Genomic DNA, 21087 nt, shown 5'->3' with positions numbered 1-21087 from the left:
TTCGAGGCTCTTCCTCGCCGAAGGAGGCTCTGGCTTACGGTTAGAGGAGGCAGAGCCTCCGGGACTTCATTCCCAGGCAGAGCCTGGGAACGAGATTAATTTACTTCAATCTAGTGTTCTTGTTCCCCCCTTATTAAGGGGGGCTAGGGGGGATCTCCGGGTTTCCTAGGCTCTGCTTGGAAACCCGATTATATGGGTTATTCCGAAACTCCAACCAGAGCCTTTTCATGTTCGTTAGCCGGCCGTGTTTGTCCCCGTTCCGCAACACGAACAATACTCGGATCGGGCAAATCGGAATTCACAAAATGCTGGAACCGCTGTACCTTTTGTGGGTCTTCAATCGTCGTTTTCCACTCACATTGATAAGTATTCACTAAATGTTCCATCTGCGCTTCTAATTCAGCACAAATGCCCAGAGAATCCTCAATTATTACCTGTTTCAAGTATTCAATCCCGCCCTCAAGTTTGTTCAACCAAGTAGCAGTGCGTTCCAATCTGTCGGCAGTGCGGATGTAGAAAACCAAGAATCGATCGATATACTTAATCAAAGTTTCCTTATCGATATCCGTAGCCAGCAAAACCGCGTGCTGCGGCTTAATTCCCCCGTTGCCGCACACGTACAAATTCCAGCCGTTTTCCGTAGCAATGATCCCAAAATCTTTGCTTTGAGCTTCCGCGCATTCGCGAGTGCAGCCAGAGACAGCAGATTTGAGCTTGTGGGGCGATCGCAAACCGCGATACCGCAATTCAACTTCGATCGCCAAACTCGTAGAATCCTGCACCCCAAAACGGCACCAAGTGCTACCAACACAAGATTTTACAGTACGCAGAGCCTTACCGTAAGCGTGTCCCGACTCAAATCCCGCATCAATCAACCGACGCCAAATATGCGGCAATTGATCCACGCGAGCTCCAAACAAATCAATCCGTTGCCCGCCAGTAATCTTAGTATAAAGCCCAAAATCCCTGGCAACTTCACCCAAAACAATCAACTTATCCGGCGTAATTTCTCCCCCCGGTATTCGCGGCACCACCGAATAAGTACCGTCGCGCTGAATGTTTGCCAAAAAGTAATCGTTCGTATCTTGCAAACCGACGTGAGACTTCTCTAAAATGTGGTCATTCCAAGTAGAAGCCAGCATCGAACCAACAGCAGGCTTGCAAATTTCGCAGCCCTTACCTTTGCCGTGTCTTTCAATCAACTCCTCAAAGGTTTTAATCTCTTGAGAACGCACTAAATGGTACAATTCTTGACGAGAATATTCAAAATGTTCGCAGAGATTATTTTTGACTGCAAACCCAGCTTTCTTCATCTCCGCCTTGAAGATATCCGTCACCAAAGGCACGCAGCCGCCGCAGCCAGTACCAGCTTGAGTGCATTTTTTGACGCTGGCAACATCGGTTAAATTGCGATCGCGAATCGCTGCACAAATCTGCCCTTTGGTAACATTATTGCAAGAACAAATTTGAGCAGAATCCGGCAAACTGTCTACTCCAAAACCCGCCGGTGCTCCCCCTTCTCGCGGTGGCATTAACAAATCTTCGGGATGCGGCGGCAGAGCAATTTCATTTTGCATGAATTGCAGCAAAGTGCCGTAAGCCGAAGCATCTCCTACGAGAATTCCGCCTAAAATTCGGCTGCCGTCTTGATTTAAAACTAATTTTTTGTAAATGCCTTGGAAGGTGTCAGCGACAACAATTTCTTTAGCATCGCCCGACTTGGGAAAAGGATTTCCAAAACTAGCGACATCCACCCCCAATAATTTGAGTTTAGTGGACATATCCGCACCTGTAAAAGTGCTTGTGGAACGGGCATCTTGCCCGTCATCCGCTGCACGGCTCAAAATATCTGCTGCTACGCTTGCCATTGTATACCCAGGCGCAACTAAGCCGTAGATGCGATTTTGATACAGGGCGCATTCTCCGATCGCATAAATGTCAGGATCGGAGGTTTGGCAGCTATCATTAATCACAATGCCACCGCGTTCTCCTACTTCTATACCGCAACTTCTGGCAATTTCGTCGCGGGGGCGAATGCCAGCAGAAAACACAATCATATCTGTTGCCAATTCCGAACCGTCAGCAAACAGCATTTTAGTAACTTTGCCATCTTCGCTGACAATTTCTGTGGTAGATTTGCTGGTGTGAACCGAAACCCCCAACTCTTCTATTTTGCTGCGGAGAATTGCCCCGCCAATCTCGTCAACTTGCACGGGCATCAGCCGCGATGCAAACTCAACAACGTGAGTTTTTAAGCCCATATTTTGCAGAGCATTAGCACACTCTAGACCTAACAAACCGCCGCCAATTACTACGCCTATTTTGCAATTTTTAGCGTAATCGGACATCGCTTCCAGGTCGTCAATTGTCCGGTAAACAAAAGTTCCTGTAGCGTCTTTGCCTTTAATTGATGGCACAAATGGATAGGAACCGGTCGCGAGAACAATTTTGTCGTAGGGAACTTCTAAACCGTTGGCTGAAGAGACTGTTTTTTGTTCCCGATTAATGGCGACTGCTTTGTCGCCAATGTGAATCTGGATGCCGTTTTCTTGATAAAATCCCGGTGCAACTAAAGATAAATCTCCCGCTGTTTTGCCAGAGAAAAATCCGCTGAGGTTTACGCGATCGTAAGCAACGCGCGGTTCTTCACAAAAAGTAATTAAATTCCAGTGTTTGGCAGCATCCGAGCTCACCATTAACTCCAGGAACTTGTGACCTACCATGCCATTGCCGATTACAATGAGGTTTTTTTTGGCTGTCATTAGAATTTATTTTATCCCGTTTATCAGTCGTTGGGTTAATTAATATAAGAGTTTATTGTAAATTTTTGTACTTATAGATACAAAAAATGGATATTTATGCAATTGTCGAATACTCCCGATTGCATTTTTGCATCATGTCTGCGATCGACTTAAGTAGGTGCGTCAGTCGATTTGAGATTTGAGATTTGAGATTTGAGATTTGAGATTTGAGATTTGAGATTTGAGATTTGAGATTTATATCATGTCAGGTCGATTCCCTCCGCTTCGCTTCGCCCGAAATCAGGTAGGGGCGGGTAAACCTGCCAATATCTGCCAATAATTGACAATCTCAAAAACCCGCCCGGCCGGGATATTATGGTCAATCGATCAGACATGATATTACTCGACAGTTAAGTAGGGTGCGTCACGTCTTTTTGACAAAACAATTAACATTTTTACTGTGACGCAGCTTACAGTTTTCTAATTTTTAATTATTATTTAAGCTCCCATGCCCGAATACTGCTTCAAACCCTGCCGCCAAAGCCAGCGATTCCACACAAAAAACACCGCACTCCAACCCAACATTACCAACAAACCGCGGCCTAGATCTACGGGCAATCCGATCAAGATTGAAGCGGGAAAATGAATCAAATAAGGAAACGGCGTCCACAAAACTACTTCGCGCACGGGTGCGGGAAACACTTCTAGCGGCGCGATAAGTCCCGATAAAAATAGGTAAATTAAAAACCAGAATTGCTCGATCGCACTTGCCCTTTCCAACCAAAAAGCAAACAGCGCAAAGGTATACTGTATCAGGAACCGCAAGCAAAAAGCCAAGACGATAACCAACAAAAACAGCAAAAACCTGCCCAAACTCGGCAGCCAAAAAGACTGCGGGTAAAGTGCAAAAAACAGCAGCGCTAATCCGCATACAAACGGCAGCCTCGCAAACCTTTCGGAAACGTGAGATGCAAAGTGGTGCCATACAGGATCGAGAGGCTGCAACAATCTATTGGATAGCCTGCCTTGCACTACTTCCTTTTCAAACTCCCAAATCACCCAAACTACATTTGTTTGCCTGACAATGAAAGCAGCTAAAAAATAACGGGCAAAGTCGATCGAATTCAGCCCAAATTGACCAGTTTCGGCCGCCTGCATCCAGACGCCCATCAAGATAAACGGCAAAGCTCCCGACAGCGCCCACAAAAACAATTCCGCCCGGTATTCGAGCATATAAGCATAGTAGGTAACTAGCAAAGTTTTAGCAATTTTGATGGCTTTTGTCATATCAATTGTAGATTTAATTTTTCGTGTTAGCAACGGGCCAGATGCCCGTTCCACAAAATATTGGAACTCTAGTGGAACAGGCATCTTGCCTGTTATGGAGAATGAAGCCAGCCAAAAACATTAAACTTTTCCCGTGCGAAAAACTCTACCAATTACCTCTTCAATTGGCGGATCAGTAACAGTCAAATCTATTACATCCAAGTCCGCCAAAATCTTCGCCACGCTCACCGTCAACTCTTCCCTTTTAACCAAAAACCGCACCGATTGTCCCTCAATAGATTCTACCTCCCCGTAAGCAAAAGCACTATCTTTGGCCAGCGGCTTAGCTAATTTTACCTGAACTTCCCGATAAGGTGCAAACCTGTCGAGCAATCCGTCCAAACTGCCATCATAAACTAATTGCCCTTCATGGATTAACAAAACGCGCTTGCACAAAGCAGTAATGTCAGCCATGTAATGGCTCGTCAACAGCACCGTTGCTTGATAGCGCTCGTTATATTCTCGCAGAAATTGCCTGACGCTAAACTGTGCGTTTATATCCAAACCTAAAGTCGGTTCATCTAAAAATAATACCTCCGGCTGGTGCAGCAGGGCCGCCATCAATTCAGCTTTCATGCGTTCGCCTAAAGAAAGCTTTCGTACTGGCTGATTTAACTTGCCTTCTAGTGACAGCATCTCTGTTAATTCTCCGACTCGCCGCCGATAATCTGTATCGGGAATGCCGTAAACTGCGGCATTAATTCGCAGAGAGTCAAGCACAGGTAAATCCCAAATTAACTGCTGTTTCTGCCCCATCACTAAGGTGATTTTTTGCAGAAAATCTGCTTCGCGACGAAAAGGAGTACGATCGCACACTCTCACCGTACCCGCAGACGGATAAATCAAACCCGTCAGCATTTTCAGCGTAGTAGTTTTGCCCGCACCGTTAGCACCTAGAAACCCCACGACTTCCCCCGGTTCAATACTGAAAGAAACGCCCTCAACTGCTTTGATATTGCGGTAAGTGCGACTAAAAAAGTGTCGCACTGTTCCTTTAAGCCCCGGTTCTTTAATCGCTACCGGATAAACTTTGCTCAAGTCTTCAACTAAGATAATTGGCATCGGCTCAAATTTTAACTTTTATTTTAATCTAGGGTATTTCCATCAGGCTTGTGCCAAGATGGAGCGATCGAGCTGTCTAGTAGGGTGCGCCAGCGATGGCTCGATCGCGAGTGAGAAAGTAACTGTGTTCTGGCGCACCCTACTAAGCTGTAGAATATTGCACAATATCCATGCTCACATCGCACAAAGTTTACAACTATGGTACTCACCCCAGATAATTCAGGCATCTCTCGTTTGGTAGGAGACAATTCTCCTGAAAATATTACACTTGCACCAGGACAACTTGCTAGTTTTGCTGGGGGACTTTGGATGGTGGGCGGCAATGATACTGTCAGGGGCTCGTCAGATGCAGAACGGATTTTCGGCAACGATGGTAAAGACAGTCTGTTAGGCGGTGTCGGCAGTGATTCTATTTACGGTGGCAAAGATGATGACGATGTTTTGGGAGAAATTGGCGAGGATTTCTTGACAGGAGATAGAAATAGCGATTTCCTTGATGGGGGTGCGGGAAATGATTTCCTGCGCGGAGGGCAAGGTGTTGATTTGTTAGTGGGCGGAGACGGTAATGATACTTTAATTGGCGACAGAGATGTGGATATTTACCAAGGTGGTGGGGGGAGCGATGTATTTGTTTTTAGAGTCGATCAAGCGGGAAGCAGAGTAGTTGGAATTGAAGTTCCTGACGCGGTAGTTGTGGATTTTGATAAGTCTAGCGATTCGATTGGAATTAGTGTGGCATTTACCAGCAGCAATATCTCCTTGGAAGAGGTCACTTATAGCTTGAACGATCCGAGACTGCTGCTGATCAATCCTGCAACTATAGCGGGGGGAACAAGTTTGTTAGCCAAGGGTGGCATCTCCCAGCGAAGTCTCGATCCCGATGGCAACGGCCGTGTGGAAGCTACTAATATTAGATTCGGTGTTACTAATGCTTTGTTGGGTACTGTGTTGAACGTGACCCCAGCCGATTTAAACGGCCGTTTTATTAATGCTAATTCTTTGCTTTGAAGCACCTAATTGATTAATTATTTCTCAAGAACGGGCTCTCCGGCCCGTTCCCCAAAAAAAACTCAGTTTTTGTGGAACAGGCCGGAGAGCCTGTTCTTCAGTTGCCCTTTGCCATTGCCCACTGCATCAAACCGGGAAACAACCGATAAGCTTCCGACGCCAAAAAAGCAGGGCCCACGGTAACTTCTGCACGCTGATTTTTCACAGCATCCCAGATAGCTTTAGCAATCTCTTCGGGCTGAGTTGCCCACTCAGATTTCAGCATTTTGCTCATTTGCTGACGGCGCAATTCGACTGCGGGTTCGTCTCGATCGCGAAATTGAGCTCTTTCTAAAAAATCGCTGTTAATCAAGCCCGGATGCACGGCGCAAACGTGAATACCTTGAGGGGCTAATTCCAATCGCAAACTTTCTGTTAAACCGGTTACTGCATATTTGCTGGCACAATAAGCAGTCATTTGAGGCAAAGGCATTTTGCCACCAATGGAACCAACATTGACTATTGTCCCTGTTTTTCGTGCCAAAAAATGTGGCAACATTTCTTGAATTGTGTTAACGCAGCCCCAAAAATTGGTATTCATTAATTGCTGCCAGTCTTCGGAGGTAGTGTGTTCGATCGCCCCCGTGAGACAAATCCCAGCATTGTTAACCAAAACATCGATGCTGCCGCAGGCATCTAGGGCTTTTTGGACGATCGCCCGCACTTGTTGAATGTCGCCCACATCCCCCGGAATAGCTACAGCGGAAGTGCCTTCTCGCTGCACTTGGGCCGCTGCTGCTGCCAATCTCTCTGGCTGGCGAGCTACCATAACTACATCGTAACCTTTACTTGCAAATAAAATTGCTGTTGCTTTGCCGCTTCCTTGAGAAGCGCCTGTAATCAAAACTGTCGGAGCCATAGATAGTTATAAATTGTAATATCAATTCCGGCTGAACCGGAATGAGTGTTGACTGTTGACTGTTGACTGTTGACTGTTAACTGTTGACTGTTGACTGTTGACTGTTGACTGTTGACTGTTGACTGTTAACTGTTTGAATAATACCGATGCAACCGGAAACGAGATGATTCGGACTTGTTTGATGTTGAATTTTGTAGGGGCGGGTTCGCCAACAATAATTGCCCGTAATATACAATTTCATAAACCCGCCATGCCCCTACTATACATTAATATTTCTTGGATATGGGAATTTTTTAAGAATGGCGATCGGTTTTTTTTTAACGAACCACGAAGACGCGAAGGACACGAAGGAAGAGAGGAGAAGAGAAGGGAAGAGAAAGTCTTCAGAAAGTGTTCAGCATTATGTGAAAATTGCTATATAAATTTTCCCAATGCCCAATGCCCAATGCCCAATGCCCAATGCCCAATGCCCAATGCCTAAAAAATGAATCTTCCGAAACAAACGCCTAATTGGTCGATCGCCCTAGTGTTAATTATCGGCGTTTTAGCCGTCTCAACTTCCTCAATCTTAATTCGGCTGGCTAACTTTTCAGCAGGGGCGGGCGGTTTGGGTTTCAGTCTGGTACTCGCGGCCTCTCGTCTGACTTTATCTGCTTTAATTCTGCTTCCGGCTTGGCGGAAAATTCAGTGGAACGCCCTGCAACCGGGAACTCGGCGCTATGCTGCTGCTGCGGGTTTGTGTCTCGCCCTGCATTTTGCTCTCTGGATTACCTCACTTTCTTATACTTCGATCGCCGCCTCGACTGCTCTCGTCACCACTAATCCTGTCTGGGTAGCGCTTTTGTCGCGCTTCTGGTTCGGGGAAAAACTCAGCAAAATGTCGATCGCTGGCATTACTATAGCCCTGACTGGGGGAATGGCGATCGCTCTCGGAAGTGCGGGCGCAGCCCATGCTGGCAGCAGCCAACTGCTGGGCGATTTCCTGGCTCTGGCTGGTTCCTGGGCTGTCAGCTTGTATTTGCTGCTGGGCCGGGAAGCTCAGCGGCGGGGACTGGGAATTGGTGGCTATATCGCGATCGCCTATACTATTGCTGCGATCGTCCTGCTGCCTCTCCCCTTCGCCTTCGGCACTACTTATACTAATTACCCCGACATTGTATATTTTTATATTTTGTTAACAGCCGCTTTGCCTCAGTTAGTCGGCCACACCATTTTGAACTGGGCCGTAGTGCAGATTTCCCCAACTCTGGTAACTCTTGCCATCTTGTTTGAACCGGTTGGGGCGAGTTGGTTGGGTTATTTGGTGTTTGGGGAAGTGCCTGCGCCGGCGGTACTCGCAGGTGCTGGGGTGCTGCTGTTGGGGGTAGCAATCGCTACCGTGGGAGCAAAAAAAATCACAGTCAACAGTTAAGAGTTAACAGTTTTCGACATTGCCACTACAGTTGCCGTGAGTCAGAATAAAACAAATTAGGGCTTAAAAACTCCAATAACTCATCAGTGAAATATCGATTCAAAACTATCAAAGGTCTGACTAATGACTAATAATACTCGGCTGCCTTTAGGAGAATAAAATTATGCTGCCAGAACAACTACAGCGGATCATCGGCTACTTTATCGAAGAAGCCACGGAACAGATCCAAATTATCGAACAAGGCTTGCAATATCTGCAAAACACCGTGCCAGCTCCCCAAAGAATACACCAGCTCATCCGAGCCTCGCACTCGATTAAAGCGGGAGCAGCTATGCTCGGATTTAGCAGCATTCAGCGCATTGCTCATCGGTTGGAGGATTATTTAAAGCTGCTCAGAGAATGTCCGATCGCCATTGATAGCAGGCTACAATCCCTCTTAACCGAAGTTTTTGATATTTTAGCAGCCCTCGTGTCCAAGGTTTCTAAGGGTTTTGGGATCAACCACGAAGACGCAAGCCAAATGCTCTCCCTCGCCGAACCGGTTTTTGACGAACTCGACGCTTACCTGAGATTGCGAATTCCCACTCGCCTGACTGTGAGAGCTACTACGGACGAACATATTCACGTTTTCTCCGGTTACTGCACCTCCCTGAGCGAATTTTCCTCGGCTATCGCTTCGCGCGTCGGTTTGCTCGGAGGCACTATTACCCGCCACGATCAGGATAGCCAGGGCATACGCCTTTGTGTTGACATTTACCTGCCGCCTTACACCAGGATCGAAAACATCCGCCAAGCTGTCGAACTCTCCGGCGCTATTATCGGGAATGTTCAGACGCAGCGGGACTTTTCGCTGCTGGCGACTGCGGATTATCCGGTTTACCAAAGCGCGATCGAACCTCCCGCAATTTGCATCGGATGCCGCTACTATTACGGCAGAAGCGACGGCGGCTACCTGCTCAATTGCACGATCCATCCCCGCGGCCCGGAAACAGAAGATTGTCGCGATCGCGAACCGGAATAACCCCTGAAAACTCAGCCCTCGGAAGCACGATTTGTCTACCGAAAAACTCTTCTGAAACCAATATTTTTCCTGAAAATTTTCACATTACCCCCTGCCAAATTATTTTTGAGTTGCTAGATAACTAGATCTTTCTCTCTTAGACAACTAAATCCTTCTTGCTTCTGAAAGCTCCCCTAACAACTGATACCGCAACTCGAATTAATTGCATCATGCTTGCAGGATGAGCGATCGCCCAGACATTGATTGTCAGACAAGTGATGGCCATAACTAGCAAGATATATGTCGGAGGCATTACTACCCCGATCGCGAACCAGGTAAAAACGTGAAATATCATTGCTGTAGCCCAAAGGCTGGCGACAACCACAGACGCCCAAATTTGCATTCGAGGTCGGTTTAGTCCTGTCAAAATCGCTGTCTGCAAAGTAGTCAGCAAGTTGGCCGGAACTAAAAAGGCACAGATAGCTATGCAGTAGGTATGAGAAAATTCAGTAACTGTATTGAAGTCGATCATCAGTCTAATTGTCGGGCCTGTTGGGTATACTTAAAGAGCTTAGCGTGACTTGACTTTCAGATCTTGTCACCCTTACCTTAACTTAATATTTCAGTAAGTAGGCCGCTCTGGAGACGCATTTCTCTCCCCCTTTTCCAGCAGGGCAAATTTTAACACAACTATTAAAAATTTGGCAAATTATTAAACATACTTGAAGAATGGCAACAATTGCTATGATAATTAACATCGGGAAGCGATAGTATAGAGGAGCCAAGTCGGTAAAATTTATAGAAAGCTGAGGCTGGTCTCACAGCAACAAATACTGCAGGCTGATTTTCGACTAAATCTTTTTTGATTCGCTGATTCTCGGATGATTGATTCTCAGTGTCCGTCCAGGGATCGATCCGTTATGCGATCGAACAATATGAGATTATTATGGAAAAGCCAATGTGATCTCAAATTTCAAATCATTAGAACCCTCTCGACATTTTACAGCGGAAGACAAAAAAATGGATCTACAAATCAGAATTCCCGCACTCGAAGAAGTTGACTTGACAAACTGCGACAGAGAGCCCATTCACATATCGGGGCACATTCAGCCACACGGGGTGCTACTTGTTGTACGAGAACCTGAACTAGAAATACTGCAAGTCAGCGAAAATACGCAAGATTTGTTAGGAGTAGAGCCGGAAAGTGCGATCGGTCGAAATTTGAGCTTATTCTTCAATCGAGTTCAAATAAAAAAACTCAAGCTTTGTTTGGGTAATGAAAACTTAAAAACCGTTAATCCCATTAAACTTTCTGTCATAAACAAAGGTAAATATTTAGAGTTTGACTGCATCCTCCACCGAGTAGACGAAGTATTGATGGTCGAGTTGGAATTAGCCACAAACCCAGAAAATCTTTCTGTTTTTAGTTTTTATCATTCAGTGAGAGCCACTATCAGCAAAATTCAAAGCGCCAAAAATCTCAAGGAATTATCTCAAATAACTGTAGAAGAAGTCAGAAAAATATCTGGTTTTGATAGAGTGATGGTCTATCAATTTGACCACGAAGGCAACGGCGCTGTAATCGCTGAAGACAAAGCAGAAATGCTGAGTCCTTTCTTAGGATTAAACTACCCAAGTTCAGATATCCCCAAACAAGCCCGACAACTGTATGCGTTAAATTGGCTGAGGTTAATCCCAGATATTAATTATCAACCAGTCCCCCTTGTTTCAGGAAATAATGCTGTCACCACCCAGCCCCTAAACCTGAGTTTCAGCGTATTGAGAAGCGTTTCTCCCATTCACATAGAATACCTGCAAAATATGGGCGTTGCCGCTTCGATGTCAATCTCATTAATCAAAGACAAAAAACTGTGGGGATTGATTGCTTGCCACAATTATACACCAAAATACCTCAACTATGAATTGCGCGCCGCCTGCGAATTTATCGGGCAAGTAATGTCCTTAGAACTGCAATCAAAAGAAGGAAACGAAGACTACGACTACAAACTACACTTAAAATCCATTCAAACCAAGATTTTTGAAGACATATCCACGTCCGACAACTTGTCAGAAGTGTTAGTTAAATGTCAGCAGAATTTGCTAGAAGCAGTCAACGCCCAAGGAGCCGCAATAGTATTTGGAGACAATTGCTATCAAGTAGGGCAAACACCTCAAGGAGAAGCGCTCAAATACTTAACTAATTGGGTGCAAGAGCATTTAAATAAAGAAATTTTTTATACAGACTCGCTCACTAAATGCTATCCAGAAGCTGAGGAATTTAAAGACACAGCCAGCGGGTGTTTGGCTATAGCAATATCACCGACGCAGAAAATATACGTTTTGTGGTTTCGCCCGGAAGTAATTAAGACCGTAAATTGGGCGGGCAACCCCAACAAACCAGTTGAAACCGATGAAGATGGCAACCCTCGACTGTCTCCTCGGAAATCCTTCGAGCTGTGGAAAGAAAATGTGAGGTACAAATCGTTGCCTTGGAAACAATGCGAAATAGACGCTGCATTGGAACTGAAAAAAGCAATGATTAATATAGTGCTGTGTCAAGTCGATAAACTCGAAAAATTAAATACAGCACTAGAAGCCTCAGTCGCCAGAGAACGGGAAAAAACTGCTAATTTAAAAACAGCGATGTCCGAACTTAAGCGGGCGCAAACTCAATTGGTGCAAAGCGAAAGAATGTCAAGTTTGGGACAGTTGGTGGCGGCGGTAGCTTATGAAGTCACTAACCCGATTAACTTCATCTACGGCAATCTTAGCTATGCTAATGAATACAGTCAAAAAATGATCAATTTATTGCAGCTTTACGACCAGCACTATCCGTCGCCGTCGCCAGAAATTCAAGCACAAATAGAAATAGCAGAATTAGAGTTCATAGTTGAAGACTTACCGAAGTTGCTGGGTTCCATGAAAGTAGGAGCTAACCGCATCCGCGAGATAGTTCAGTCGCTGCGAAATTTCTCTAGAATTGACGAAGCAGAAATTAAACCAGTTGACATTCACGACGGATTGGATAGCGCTTTGTTGATTTTGAGTAATCGACTCAAACCGAAGCCCGATCGCCCCGCAATTCATCTCATCAAAGAATATGGCTCTCTGCCTTTGGTTGAGTGTTACGCAGTTCAAATCAACCAAGTATTTATGAATGTACTTGCCAATGCAATTGATGCTCTCGAAGATGCCTTTGTCAACAATAATTTATCGTCGCACGGCGGGGACAAAGAACAGCCAGTTAAGTACGGACAAATTCGGATTGTGACTGAACTTTGTCCGGGGAAAAAAGCCGTAGCAGTTCGGATCGAGGACAACGGTTGGGGCATGGAAGAAAAAGTGCGCCAGAAAATTTTTGAGCCGTTTTTTACCACAAAACAGGTGGGCAAAGGTGCGGGGATAGGTTTGGCGATTAGCCACGAAATTGTGCTAGAACAACACGGTGGCAAATTGACTTGCATTTCTGCCCCCGGAGAGGGTACCGAGTTGATTATTGAGATTCCCTTGAGCCAAACTCACCCCACACCCATTGTCAAGTGAAAAAAAATCCGCCCTAGCGAAGCTATCCCAAAGGCTAGGCTAGGAAATCGCCCCAATTCAAAAATCGAAAATTCGATTAAAATACAAAAGCAGCTAAGTAGATTTGAGCCAATTCAGAGGAAGCTAGTATGACTGAAAAAAAAACCGCCCAATGGGATGCCGGCCGGTTTCTCAAAACCTTGGCTTATTTCGGCGTCATTCCCTTCATTGGCCGCATTAGCTGGCTGCAACAACTCTTTGGAAGCAGCAGCAACAGTAAAAAAGACCAACCCAAACTGATACTGGTAGCCGGTGGCACCGGCGGCGTCGGGAAGCGAGTTGTCAAGCGGCTGCAACAGCGGGGATATAGAGTGCGAGCCCTCGTCAGAGATGCTAAAAGAGCAACAGAAATTCTCGGCAAAAATGTCGAGTTAGTCGAAGGAGATATCACTCTCCCAGAAACCCTAACACCGCTAGTAACCGAGGGCATAGAAGCAGTTATCTGCTGTACTGGCACCAAAGTTCAACCGATAGAAGGAGACACCCCAACGCGGGAAAAATATTATCAAGGCATCAAATTTTATATGCCGGAAGTTGTGGATGTTCCCGAAATAGTCGAATACAAAGGCCTCAATAATTTAGTGCAAGCTGTTCGCCGCCAGCTAATTCAAGCAGGCGAAAAAACAATTTTTGACTTCACAAAACCCAGCCAAGATTTAAAAGAAACTTGGGGTGCGCTAGACGATATCGTGATGGGCGGCACCAGCGAAAGTTCGATTCGGCTGACAGACAATACAGCTATCTTCACAGGCAATGTTTCTACTGCCAACTCGGGCGGCTTTGCTTCGGTGCGTACCCGCAACTTTGATCCTCCGCTTAATCTCACAGGATGTAGCGGCCTCCAACTGCGCGTCAAAGGGGACGGCAAGCGCTACAAATTGATTGTTCGCAGCGAAGCTAAATGGGATGGAATTGGCTATTGCTATTCGTTTGATACTGTTTACAATATCTGGATTACTGTCACTGTTCCTTTTGATGAGTTAATTCCAGTATTCCGCGCCAAAACAGTCAAAGATGGCTCGAAATTTGATGCCAGCAGTATTTTTTCTTTTCAGTTAATGTTGAGCAAGTTTGAATATGATGGCGCGCTCAACCCGAAATTTACACCGGGTATTTTTCAACTGGAGTTAGAATCTATTAAAGCTGATGGGGGACAGAACTTGCCGCGATTTGTGATGGTGAGTTCGGCAGGAGTTACCCGCCCGGGCCGCCCGGGAATTAACTTGGAAGAAGAACCGCCTGCCGTCAGGATGAATGATATGTTGGGGGGGATTTTGACTTGGAAGTTGAAAGGGGAAGATTGCGTGCGATCGAGCGGCATACCTTATACTGTGGTCAGACCTTGCGCTTTGACTGAAGAACCGGGAGGCAAAGCTTTAATATTTGAGCAAGGAGACAATATTAGGGGTAAAGTTAGTCGGGAAGATATTGCAGAATTGTGTGTGCAGGCCTTGGAACAACCGCAAGCTTGCAATGTTACTTTTGAGGTGAAAGAGGGGGAAAATACCAGTTCTCCGGGAGACTGGCCGGCTTTGTTTTCTGGAGTTAAATAACATATAGCACTTCTTAGTAAAATGAGGTGGGCTTGGTGATTTATAACTGGTTCCCAGGCTGAGCCTGGGAATCAATCTCCAGAGGCTCTGCCTCGCTTGTTAGTAGCAAAATTGGAGGCAGAGCCTCCGGATATGCGTTACCAGGCAGAGCCTGTTAACGAGTAAAATGCGAGTTTTATAACTGGTTCCCAGGCTGAGCCTGGGAATCAATGTCCAGAGGCTCTGCCTCGCTTGTTAGTAGCAAAATTGGAGGCAGAGCCTCCGGATATGCGTTACCAGGCAGAGCCTGTTAACGAGTAAAATAACTAATAACCAATAATTAATAATTAATTTATGTCTGTTACTTTTTCCCGACGCTATTTGACGCCTTATTTGTTTTTGCTTCCGGCTTTATTTATTTTGAGTTTGACTGTTTTGTGGCCTGCTGTGCAAGCTTTTTATTTGAGTTTTACCAACTACGAATATGATTTGACTCAAATGCCACAGTGGGTGGGTTTAAAGAATTTTTATAGGTTGTGGGGCGATCGCACATTCTGGCAAACTTTGACGAATACGCTGCTGTATCTCACCTGCGTTGTGCCTGTATTGGTTGTTGTGCCGTTGGGAATGGCGATTTTGTGCAACCAAAAACTTAAGGGGATGAACTGGTTTCGTGCAGCATACTACACGCCGGCGGTGATTTCAATGGTTGTCGCTGGGATTGCTTGGAAGTGGCTGTTTGCTGAGACTGGACTGCTAAATCAGTTGGGGGAATTGTTGGGTGTACCTCCTGTTTCTTGGCTGGCTAATCCGAAGTTAGCAATCTTTAGCGTGATGGCTGTTACTATCTGGAAAGGATTGGGTTATTACATGGTAATTTATTTGGCAGGGCTGCAAGCTATTCCGGCAGAACTTTATGAGGCGGCTGCTATTGATGGTTCTGATGGTTTGGGAAAGCACTGGGATATTACTGTGCCGCTGATGAAGCCTTATTTAGTTTTAGTTGCGGTAATTTCGGCGATTTCTGCTACTAAGGTTTTTGAAGAAGTTTATATTATGACTCAGGGCGGGCCTCGCAATAATTCTAAGACTGTTGTTTATTATCTTTACGAACGGGCTTTTAAGGATTTGGAAATTGGCTATGCTTGTACGATCGGGTTGGTTTTGTTTTTGCTAATTTTGGGTTTGTCAATTTTGCAAGTTAGCCTTCAGGGTTTGACTCGCAATGATTAAGATTTATGACTGATGAGAACTCACGCACTCCGGGCCTCATAAACTCGGTTTCTCGTTCTCATCCCTGTGATTACCACGACTTTGTTACATTCAGAAACCGGGTTTATTGGTCTAATTTCTACTAATTTTCGACTGGAATATCGAAGTAATGCGATCGCTCACGGCTTTGGGCAGGTCTTATTGGCGAAATCACAGCTATAAATATAGGGCTTCTGCCAGTTCAGAGGAATTTCTAATAAATCCCTGGTTCCGGTCATTCCCTGTCCCAGAAAGAGCAGCACAGCGATCGAATTCAATACTACATGGATAGTGCGCCAGCGATTTGAGCGGTCTTTGTAAATGTCTTCAATGATGGCAAGGGAGAAAACCATAATTAGCGCAGCGGCGATGCCAATGTAGTAGTGAGACCAATACCATTCATTGGTTCGCCGATAAACGCCATCTTGAGTGCCAAGAATCACCAAACCAGTACCTGTTAGGGTCGCAAATATGCCGCGCCATAAAGCGGGTGTAGCTCGATATAGCATCACCAAAGAACCCACAGTTGCAACAAACATCAGCACAATGAAAATGACCTGAAACGAGTTTTTGCTCCAAACATCCTTGCTCAAAATATGCTCAAAAATCGGGTAGGCTAGACCCACCAACGTCACTCCTACCACAGAACCTGACAGAATTCGACCTGCTTTGACGTGTTCTGAACCGACTACAGGTGGAATTTTGCTCTTGGTGTCGATCGCAATTTGCTTCCGACGCTGCATAGTTTGCCACGCCATATTGAGAACAACACCAAGCATAGGAAAAACAATCGCTACAGCTAAAATAGGATGCAGCAAAGCCAGAAAATCTTTAAATTCCATACAGCACCTTTTTGTTGAGGAGGGTTGGCTTCATCAACCCGGTTTTTGCGATACATAATATCATATCCGGCCATCTAACCACAGTAAGTTTGTAGTCAGGACTAATAGTAATTGTTCATCGGCATAGATAAAACTGAAGTCCTGACTACCAACACGCTTTATGAAGGATAAGTCAGCGAATATTTTGTTCGCTCATAAAATATAGCAGTTGCCAATTGTGTGAGGTATAGCTTTTAAAATTACGCAATAACGCAATTACAATTACCTTTTTGTACCCCATACAAATGAAAAATGCTGGAGGTTACGTCCGTGGCGGTTAAGGACTAATTTTATGCATCACTTTCAGCTTAGCGGAACAGTTCTTTGTTATTGAGAATAGCAGGCCAATTTTTGTTAGCTGAAGCAATGTGACCAGGGATATTCCCCATCCACTGTGCTTGTACTGTTTTATCGTAGTTGAGATAAAGCTTCCCATTAACGATTTTCCAGGCGTCAGGCTGAGTGACAACAAGATGCCCTTCACTGGTACCCTGGGCGCAATATCCACCGTATTGAGGAGCATACTTTTCAGGATTGTTGGCAAACATATCACGGTTTGCTGCACTAGCAAATATCCAAGTTGTTCCAGCCCAATTATGTTTAAATTGGCTAACTCCCATAACTAATTTGCTTTGGGTGAAATAGGCTACGACATCCTGACCATCAAGAGCCACACTTTTTTCGGTGTAGAATTGAGGATGAACAGTTGCTGTGCTGCTTTTACCAGCGCAAGGATTGGCTTTACCAGCGCAAGGATTGGCTTTACCAGCGCAAGGATTGGCTTTACCAGCACAAGGATTGGCTTTACCAGCGCAAGGATTGGCTTTACCAGCGCAAGGATTTTCTTTACTCGCACAAGGATTGGCTTTACCAGCACAAGGGTTGGATTGTGCAACCTTGGATGAAACGGTTGTAGAGTTTAAGTTTGTGGAAGCCTTGGAATTGGCGTAGCTAAAATTAGTTGTTACCAAACCGATAATGGTGGCAATGGCGATCGTGGTAATGTATTTTACTTTCATGTGTCTAATTTCCCGATAAATTGTTAGTAACTCCATGCCAGATGTTTGCTTATGAGTTTTTCGTCTCTGGCAATTGTGCTGACATTTGCTTGCCCTCAAGACTTGAGGTTATTTGCATTAACGCTCAATAAAATGAGTGCTAGATGAGGAAGAGATGGATGGGAGATAAAACTCTGAATACTTTATACGTCCCTTTATTCAGCAAAAATTCATCTGGAAATTAGGAACGCATCATCTAGTTACCCCGAATGTCTTATAGAGTAGAGAGTAACCCTGACTATCCTTGAGAGTCCTTGATGCACTGTCGGCTTAGCAACCGGGTTTCTTGCTAGATATCTGGTTTCTCAACCCAAGATTGCTGATGAGAAACTTAGTAGTGCAGTAATTTAACCGCGAGTTGAAAAATTATGACAGGAAAAGACTGGTTAGTGACTGATGATGGACAGTGCAATACTTTTGAGCCTACAAGTCAAATTGAAGATTTGACTCATCCCTACCGACTTTACCGCTTTTTAACTGACTTGGAAGATGTATTAGAGCAAATTAGTGATGATTATTTACGACTCCAGGCAATTTGTCCCCTTGTCCGCAGGTTGTTAGATAGTTCTTCCTGGTTTCAAATTGCTCTACTTGAGCCTGACTCTGAGACAGGCTGGGCAGTACAAACACTGTATGATGAACCATTTTTTCCTCTGACGGTGCAGTTGGTGGCTTGGGCTCCGGGTGCTGTTTCTCCGATTCATAATCATGCCAGTTGGGGACTGGTGGCGCTACTTGATGGACAGGAGAAAAATACTTTTTGGCAGCGATCGCCAACTCGCAAGTTTCCCGATAAAATTACCACAGTGGGAGATATTTTGCTTGCCCCTGGTGACGTTTTGTGCTTAATGCCAGATGCGATTCATCATGTGGAAGCACTGGGAGCTCAACCAACCATTAGTTTTAATCTTTATGGTGTAACAGATTACGATCGACGATTTGAGTTTAACCAGATTAAAGGCACTGCGGAAAACTTTTAAGGGAGCATCCTGCTGCGAGCAAATATCAACAAATATCCAATATACCGGGCGAGTGAAATCGCGGCTGCACAAACTTTCGTCGGTTCCACCGGAGACTAATTTTATTTAGTTTTTTTTTTACTGATTTTACGGCTTAATTCTCCTCACAACCTGACGATATAATGAAGCTAATTAGCCAAGTTAGAGCCGCTATCAACTATCTCACGGGCAAGCGAATTTCCACCTCTTCGCTTCAGTTTCGCCTGACGCTGGAATTGCTGGTACTCTCGATTTTAGCACTGAGCAGTGTGGCATTTTGGGCAGGCTGGCAAAGGTCGCAAAATTTAGTCGGTGCTCATAAAAAAACTCTGGAATACATTGGAATACGCTTTCCCGAACAGGTTGAGCTTTATAGTGAAATGGGTTCACTAGAAATTGGCTTAACCCGAAGTGTGCATAAAGCTTCCACAGGAGGAATCATGGTGTGGGTGAAGCGAAATGATGGGATGCTTTTGGTAAATTCACCTGATATGGATCTGCAATCTTCTAAGATTACGAAGATGATATCGTTGACGGAAGTACCTGCTGAGCCGACTTTTGTTCAGGTGGGCGATCGCTACTTGGTGATCTGTAGCAAAACTCTGAGGATCAAAAATGAGTTACTGGGTACGGTATATTTCTCTCAAGATATCACTGATGAGCAACGTCAATTAAATGATGGGATTCGCAGTCTAATTGTTGTCAGTATTGTGGTAATCTTAGTGTTAATGTTGGCGATCGCCAGTCGCATTCGTCATGCTCTCCATCCTTTGGAACATATGAGTCAGGTAGCTAGCACTTTGTCTGCTGATAATTTGCAGGCGGCTAAACTCCAACTGCATCAGGCTCCTGATGAGATTTTAGGACTAGCCCAAACCTTTAATGAGATGTTGTTTCGCTTATCGGGTTCTTGGGAGCAACAACGCCAATTTGTCGGTAATGTTTCCCACGAATTACGCACTCCTCTGACGGTTGTAGTGGGTTATTTACAAAGTTTGCTGCGACGCAGCACTAACTTAAGTGACTATCAGCAACAAGCACTGGAAACAGCGGTTGGGGAAACTGAACGCACGATTCGGATGTTAGAAGATTTGCTGGATTTGGCAAGGGCTGATAGTGGCAACTTGCACTTTCGTTTGAATCCGGTGATGCTGAATACTCTGGTGGCTGAGGTAGCCCAGATGAGTCAAAAAGTTAGCAATCGGAAAATTATTTTCGTGTCAAATGATGAGGATGTTGTAGCCTGTGCGGATCAGGATCGTTTACAACAAGTGTTAATTAACTTAGTCGATAATGCAATCAAGTATTCTGCTCCCGAACAACCAGTTGAGTTAGTCTTAGAAAAGAGGGAACAGCAGGTGATGATTCATGTGGGCGATCGCGGAATTGGTATTTCTCTCCCCCATCAAAACCGGATTTTTGAGCGGTTTTACCGGGTGGATGAGTCAATGACGCGCTCTAGAGACGGTACAGGGTTGGGATTGGCGATCGCCAAAAGCCTGATCGAAGGCATGGAAGGACGTATTACGCTCCGATCTAAACCGGGAGAAGGTAGTATTTTTACTATCACCTTACCTGTCTGGAATCCGCAGCTATGAGCGATCGCATTCTCCTTGTTGAAGATGACCCTAAACTGGCAAAGTTCATCGAATCTGAACTTAGTCTTGAAGGATATCACGTCACTGTCGCCCCAAACGGATTGGATGGATTAACGATCGCTCGTGATACTCAACCGGATTTATTAATTTTAGATTGGATGCTTCCCGGTATCTCTGGATTAGACATCTGTTTAAGGTTGCGATCGACTGGTATTCAAGTACCAATAATTATCTTAACAGCCAAAGATGAAGTACCCGATCGCGTAACTGGATTAAATGCTGGGGCCGATGATTATGTTACTAAGCCTTTCAGTATGGAAGAACTCCTCGCGAGAGTCAAAGCCCGTCTGCGCCGAACTCAAGCAAATGACCCGGATAATTTACAATTTGAAGACCTAGTATTGAACGGTTTAACCCGTGAAGTTTATCGAGGTAGTCAACTAATTGAACTCACTGCCAAAGAGTTTGATTTGTTAGAATTTATGCTGCAACATCCCCGTCAAGTCATTACCCGCGACCGGATTTTAGAAAAAGTTTGGGGTTACGATTTTATGGGCGAGTCAAACATTATTGAAGTGTATATTCGTGCGTTACGGATTAAGTTAGAAGCAAGTAACTCCAAACGCCTGCTGCATACGGTTAGGGGAGTTGGATACGTGTTGCGAGAGCAAAAGTGATGAGGGGCGGATTTACAAATACTTGGCAGATTAAGAATGGATACTGGTGAACCCGCTCCTATTA

General features: G+C 45.0%; 16 protein-coding genes. 9 read left to right on the top strand and 7 right to left on the bottom strand.

The features are described from left to right. Positions 1–197: 197 nt before the first annotated feature. The 3 genes from nirB to QUB24_RS13955 all read right to left on the bottom strand — a co-directional run bounded on the left by nirB (position 198) and on the right by QUB24_RS13955 (position 5129). Positions 198–2762, bottom strand: a complete 2565-nt coding sequence (nirB, locus tag QUB24_RS13965) for a nitrite reductase large subunit NirB (RefSeq protein WP_333153757.1) — start codon at positions 2760–2762, stop codon at positions 198–200. 477 nt (positions 2763–3239) lie between these two features. Continuing rightward, positions 3240–4028, bottom strand: a complete 789-nt coding sequence (locus QUB24_RS13960) for an ABC-2 family transporter protein (RefSeq protein ID WP_333153756.1) — start codon at positions 4026–4028, stop codon at positions 3240–3242. A gap of 120 nt (positions 4029–4148) precedes the next feature. Then, the gene (locus tag QUB24_RS13955) at positions 4149–5129 is read right to left on the bottom strand and encodes an ATP-binding cassette domain-containing protein (protein WP_333059329.1); all 981 of its coding nucleotides are present in this window, start codon (positions 5127–5129) and stop codon (positions 4149–4151) included. Between the two features lie 198 nt (positions 5130–5327). Here QUB24_RS13955 and QUB24_RS13950 point away from each other — a divergent pair, with 198 nt between their 5' ends. After that, a complete protein-coding gene (locus QUB24_RS13950) occupies positions 5328–6137 on the top strand; it encodes a calcium-binding protein (protein WP_333153755.1) in 810 nt (269 codons plus the stop codon). A gap of 97 nt (positions 6138–6234) precedes the next feature. Here the strand turns inward: QUB24_RS13950 and QUB24_RS13945 are convergent, their stop codons facing one another. Further along, complete coding sequence (locus QUB24_RS13945; RefSeq protein WP_333153754.1) at positions 6235–7035, bottom strand: SDR family oxidoreductase; 801 nt, start codon at positions 7033–7035, stop codon at positions 6235–6237. A 484-nt stretch (positions 7036–7519) separates the two neighbouring features. On the opposite strand from QUB24_RS13945, the gene QUB24_RS13940 reads away from it, so the two are divergent. Together QUB24_RS13940 and QUB24_RS13935 are read left to right on the top strand one after the other, a co-directional pair. Further along, positions 7520–8446 (top strand): DMT family transporter, encoded by a 927-nt coding sequence (locus QUB24_RS13940; protein WP_333153753.1) that lies wholly within the window; start codon positions 7520–7522, stop codon positions 8444–8446. 163 nt (positions 8447–8609) lie between these two features. After that, a complete protein-coding gene (locus QUB24_RS13935) occupies positions 8610–9467 on the top strand; it encodes an Hpt domain-containing protein (RefSeq protein ID WP_333153752.1) in 858 nt (285 codons plus the stop codon). A 136-nt stretch (positions 9468–9603) separates the two neighbouring features. Here QUB24_RS13935 and QUB24_RS13930 read toward each other — a convergent pair whose 3' ends face one another. Beyond that, positions 9604–9978 (bottom strand): hypothetical protein, encoded by a 375-nt coding sequence (locus tag QUB24_RS13930; RefSeq protein WP_333153751.1) that lies wholly within the window; start codon positions 9976–9978, stop codon positions 9604–9606. Positions 9979–10466: 488 nt separating this feature from the next. Here QUB24_RS13930 and QUB24_RS13925 point away from each other — a divergent pair, with 488 nt between their 5' ends. The 3 genes from QUB24_RS13925 (at position 10467) to QUB24_RS13915 (ending at position 15793) form a co-directional block, all read left to right on the top strand. Next, positions 10467–12989: an ATP-binding protein gene (locus tag QUB24_RS13925; protein ID WP_333153750.1), complete on the top strand. Its 2523-nt coding sequence runs from the start codon at positions 10467–10469 to the stop codon at positions 12987–12989. A 128-nt stretch (positions 12990–13117) separates the two neighbouring features. Next, on the top strand, positions 13118–14581 hold the full coding sequence (locus tag QUB24_RS13920; RefSeq protein WP_333153749.1) for a CIA30 family protein: 1464 nt from the start codon (positions 13118–13120) through the stop codon (positions 14579–14581). A 333-nt stretch (positions 14582–14914) separates the two neighbouring features. After that, on the top strand, positions 14915–15793 hold the full coding sequence (locus tag QUB24_RS13915) for a sugar ABC transporter permease (RefSeq protein WP_333153748.1): 879 nt from the start codon (positions 14915–14917) through the stop codon (positions 15791–15793). A 158-nt stretch (positions 15794–15951) separates the two neighbouring features. Here the strand turns inward: QUB24_RS13915 and QUB24_RS13910 are convergent, their stop codons facing one another. Together QUB24_RS13910 and QUB24_RS13905 are read right to left on the bottom strand one after the other, a co-directional pair. After that, positions 15952–16653, bottom strand: coding sequence for a DUF4079 domain-containing protein (locus QUB24_RS13910; protein WP_333153747.1), 702 nt, complete (start codon positions 16651–16653; stop codon positions 15952–15954). 347 nt (positions 16654–17000) lie between these two features. Next, complete coding sequence (locus tag QUB24_RS13905; protein WP_333153746.1) at positions 17001–17747, bottom strand: YHS domain-containing (seleno)protein; 747 nt, start codon at positions 17745–17747, stop codon at positions 17001–17003. A 371-nt stretch (positions 17748–18118) separates the two neighbouring features. Between QUB24_RS13905 and QUB24_RS13900 the strand changes: the two genes are divergently transcribed. The 3 genes from QUB24_RS13900 to QUB24_RS13890 all read left to right on the top strand — a co-directional run bounded on the left by QUB24_RS13900 (position 18119) and on the right by QUB24_RS13890 (position 21023). After that, entirely contained in the window at positions 18119–18730 is a 612-nt protein-coding gene (locus tag QUB24_RS13900) for a cupin (RefSeq protein ID WP_333153745.1), read from the top strand. A gap of 161 nt (positions 18731–18891) precedes the next feature. Beyond that, entirely contained in the window at positions 18892–20346 is a 1455-nt protein-coding gene (locus QUB24_RS13895; RefSeq protein WP_333153744.1) for a HAMP domain-containing sensor histidine kinase, read from the top strand. Then, the gene (locus QUB24_RS13890) at positions 20343–21023 is read left to right on the top strand and encodes a response regulator transcription factor (protein WP_333153743.1); all 681 of its coding nucleotides are present in this window, start codon (positions 20343–20345) and stop codon (positions 21021–21023) included. Before QUB24_RS13895 ends, QUB24_RS13890 begins: the two co-directional genes overlap by 4 nt. Positions 21024–21087: the final 64 nt, after the last annotated feature.

Origin of the sequence: Microcoleus sp. B9-D4 (assembly GCF_036705105.1) — a bacterium.
GTDB lineage: Bacteria > Cyanobacteriota > Cyanobacteriia > Cyanobacteriales > Microcoleaceae > Microcoleus.
This window is presented reverse-complemented; position numbering and strand designations above follow the sequence as displayed.

Excerpts from the sequence above, each read along its gene's own strand:
- nirB (WP_333153757.1), bottom strand. The coding sequence starts at position 2,762 with ATGACAGCCAAAAAAAACCTCATTGTAATCGGCAATGGCATGGTAGGT.
- QUB24_RS13960 (WP_333153756.1), bottom strand. The coding sequence starts at position 4,028 with ATGACAAAAGCCATCAAAATTGCTAAAACTTTGCTAGTTACCTACTAT.
- QUB24_RS13955 (WP_333059329.1), bottom strand. The coding sequence starts at position 5,129 with ATGCCAATTATCTTAGTTGAAGACTTGAGCAAAGTTTATCCGGTAGCG.
- QUB24_RS13950 (WP_333153755.1), top strand. The coding sequence starts at position 5,328 with ATGGTACTCACCCCAGATAATTCAGGCATCTCTCGTTTGGTAGGAGAC.
- QUB24_RS13945 (WP_333153754.1), bottom strand. The coding sequence starts at position 7,035 with ATGGCTCCGACAGTTTTGATTACAGGCGCTTCTCAAGGAAGCGGCAAA.
- QUB24_RS13940 (WP_333153753.1), top strand. The coding sequence starts at position 7,520 with ATGAATCTTCCGAAACAAACGCCTAATTGGTCGATCGCCCTAGTGTTA.
- QUB24_RS13935 (WP_333153752.1), top strand. The coding sequence starts at position 8,610 with ATGCTGCCAGAACAACTACAGCGGATCATCGGCTACTTTATCGAAGAA.
- QUB24_RS13930 (WP_333153751.1), bottom strand. The coding sequence starts at position 9,978 with ATGATCGACTTCAATACAGTTACTGAATTTTCTCATACCTACTGCATA.
- QUB24_RS13925 (WP_333153750.1), top strand. The coding sequence starts at position 10,467 with ATGGATCTACAAATCAGAATTCCCGCACTCGAAGAAGTTGACTTGACA.
- QUB24_RS13920 (WP_333153749.1), top strand. The coding sequence starts at position 13,118 with ATGACTGAAAAAAAAACCGCCCAATGGGATGCCGGCCGGTTTCTCAAA.
- QUB24_RS13915 (WP_333153748.1), top strand. The coding sequence starts at position 14,915 with ATGTCTGTTACTTTTTCCCGACGCTATTTGACGCCTTATTTGTTTTTG.
- QUB24_RS13910 (WP_333153747.1), bottom strand. The coding sequence starts at position 16,653 with ATGGAATTTAAAGATTTTCTGGCTTTGCTGCATCCTATTTTAGCTGTA.
- QUB24_RS13905 (WP_333153746.1), bottom strand. The coding sequence starts at position 17,747 with ATGGAGTTACTAACAATTTATCGGGAAATTAGACACATGAAAGTAAAA.
- QUB24_RS13900 (WP_333153745.1), top strand. The coding sequence starts at position 18,119 with ATGACAGGAAAAGACTGGTTAGTGACTGATGATGGACAGTGCAATACT.
- QUB24_RS13895 (WP_333153744.1), top strand. The coding sequence starts at position 18,892 with ATGAAGCTAATTAGCCAAGTTAGAGCCGCTATCAACTATCTCACGGGC.
- QUB24_RS13890 (WP_333153743.1), top strand. The coding sequence starts at position 20,343 with ATGAGCGATCGCATTCTCCTTGTTGAAGATGACCCTAAACTGGCAAAG.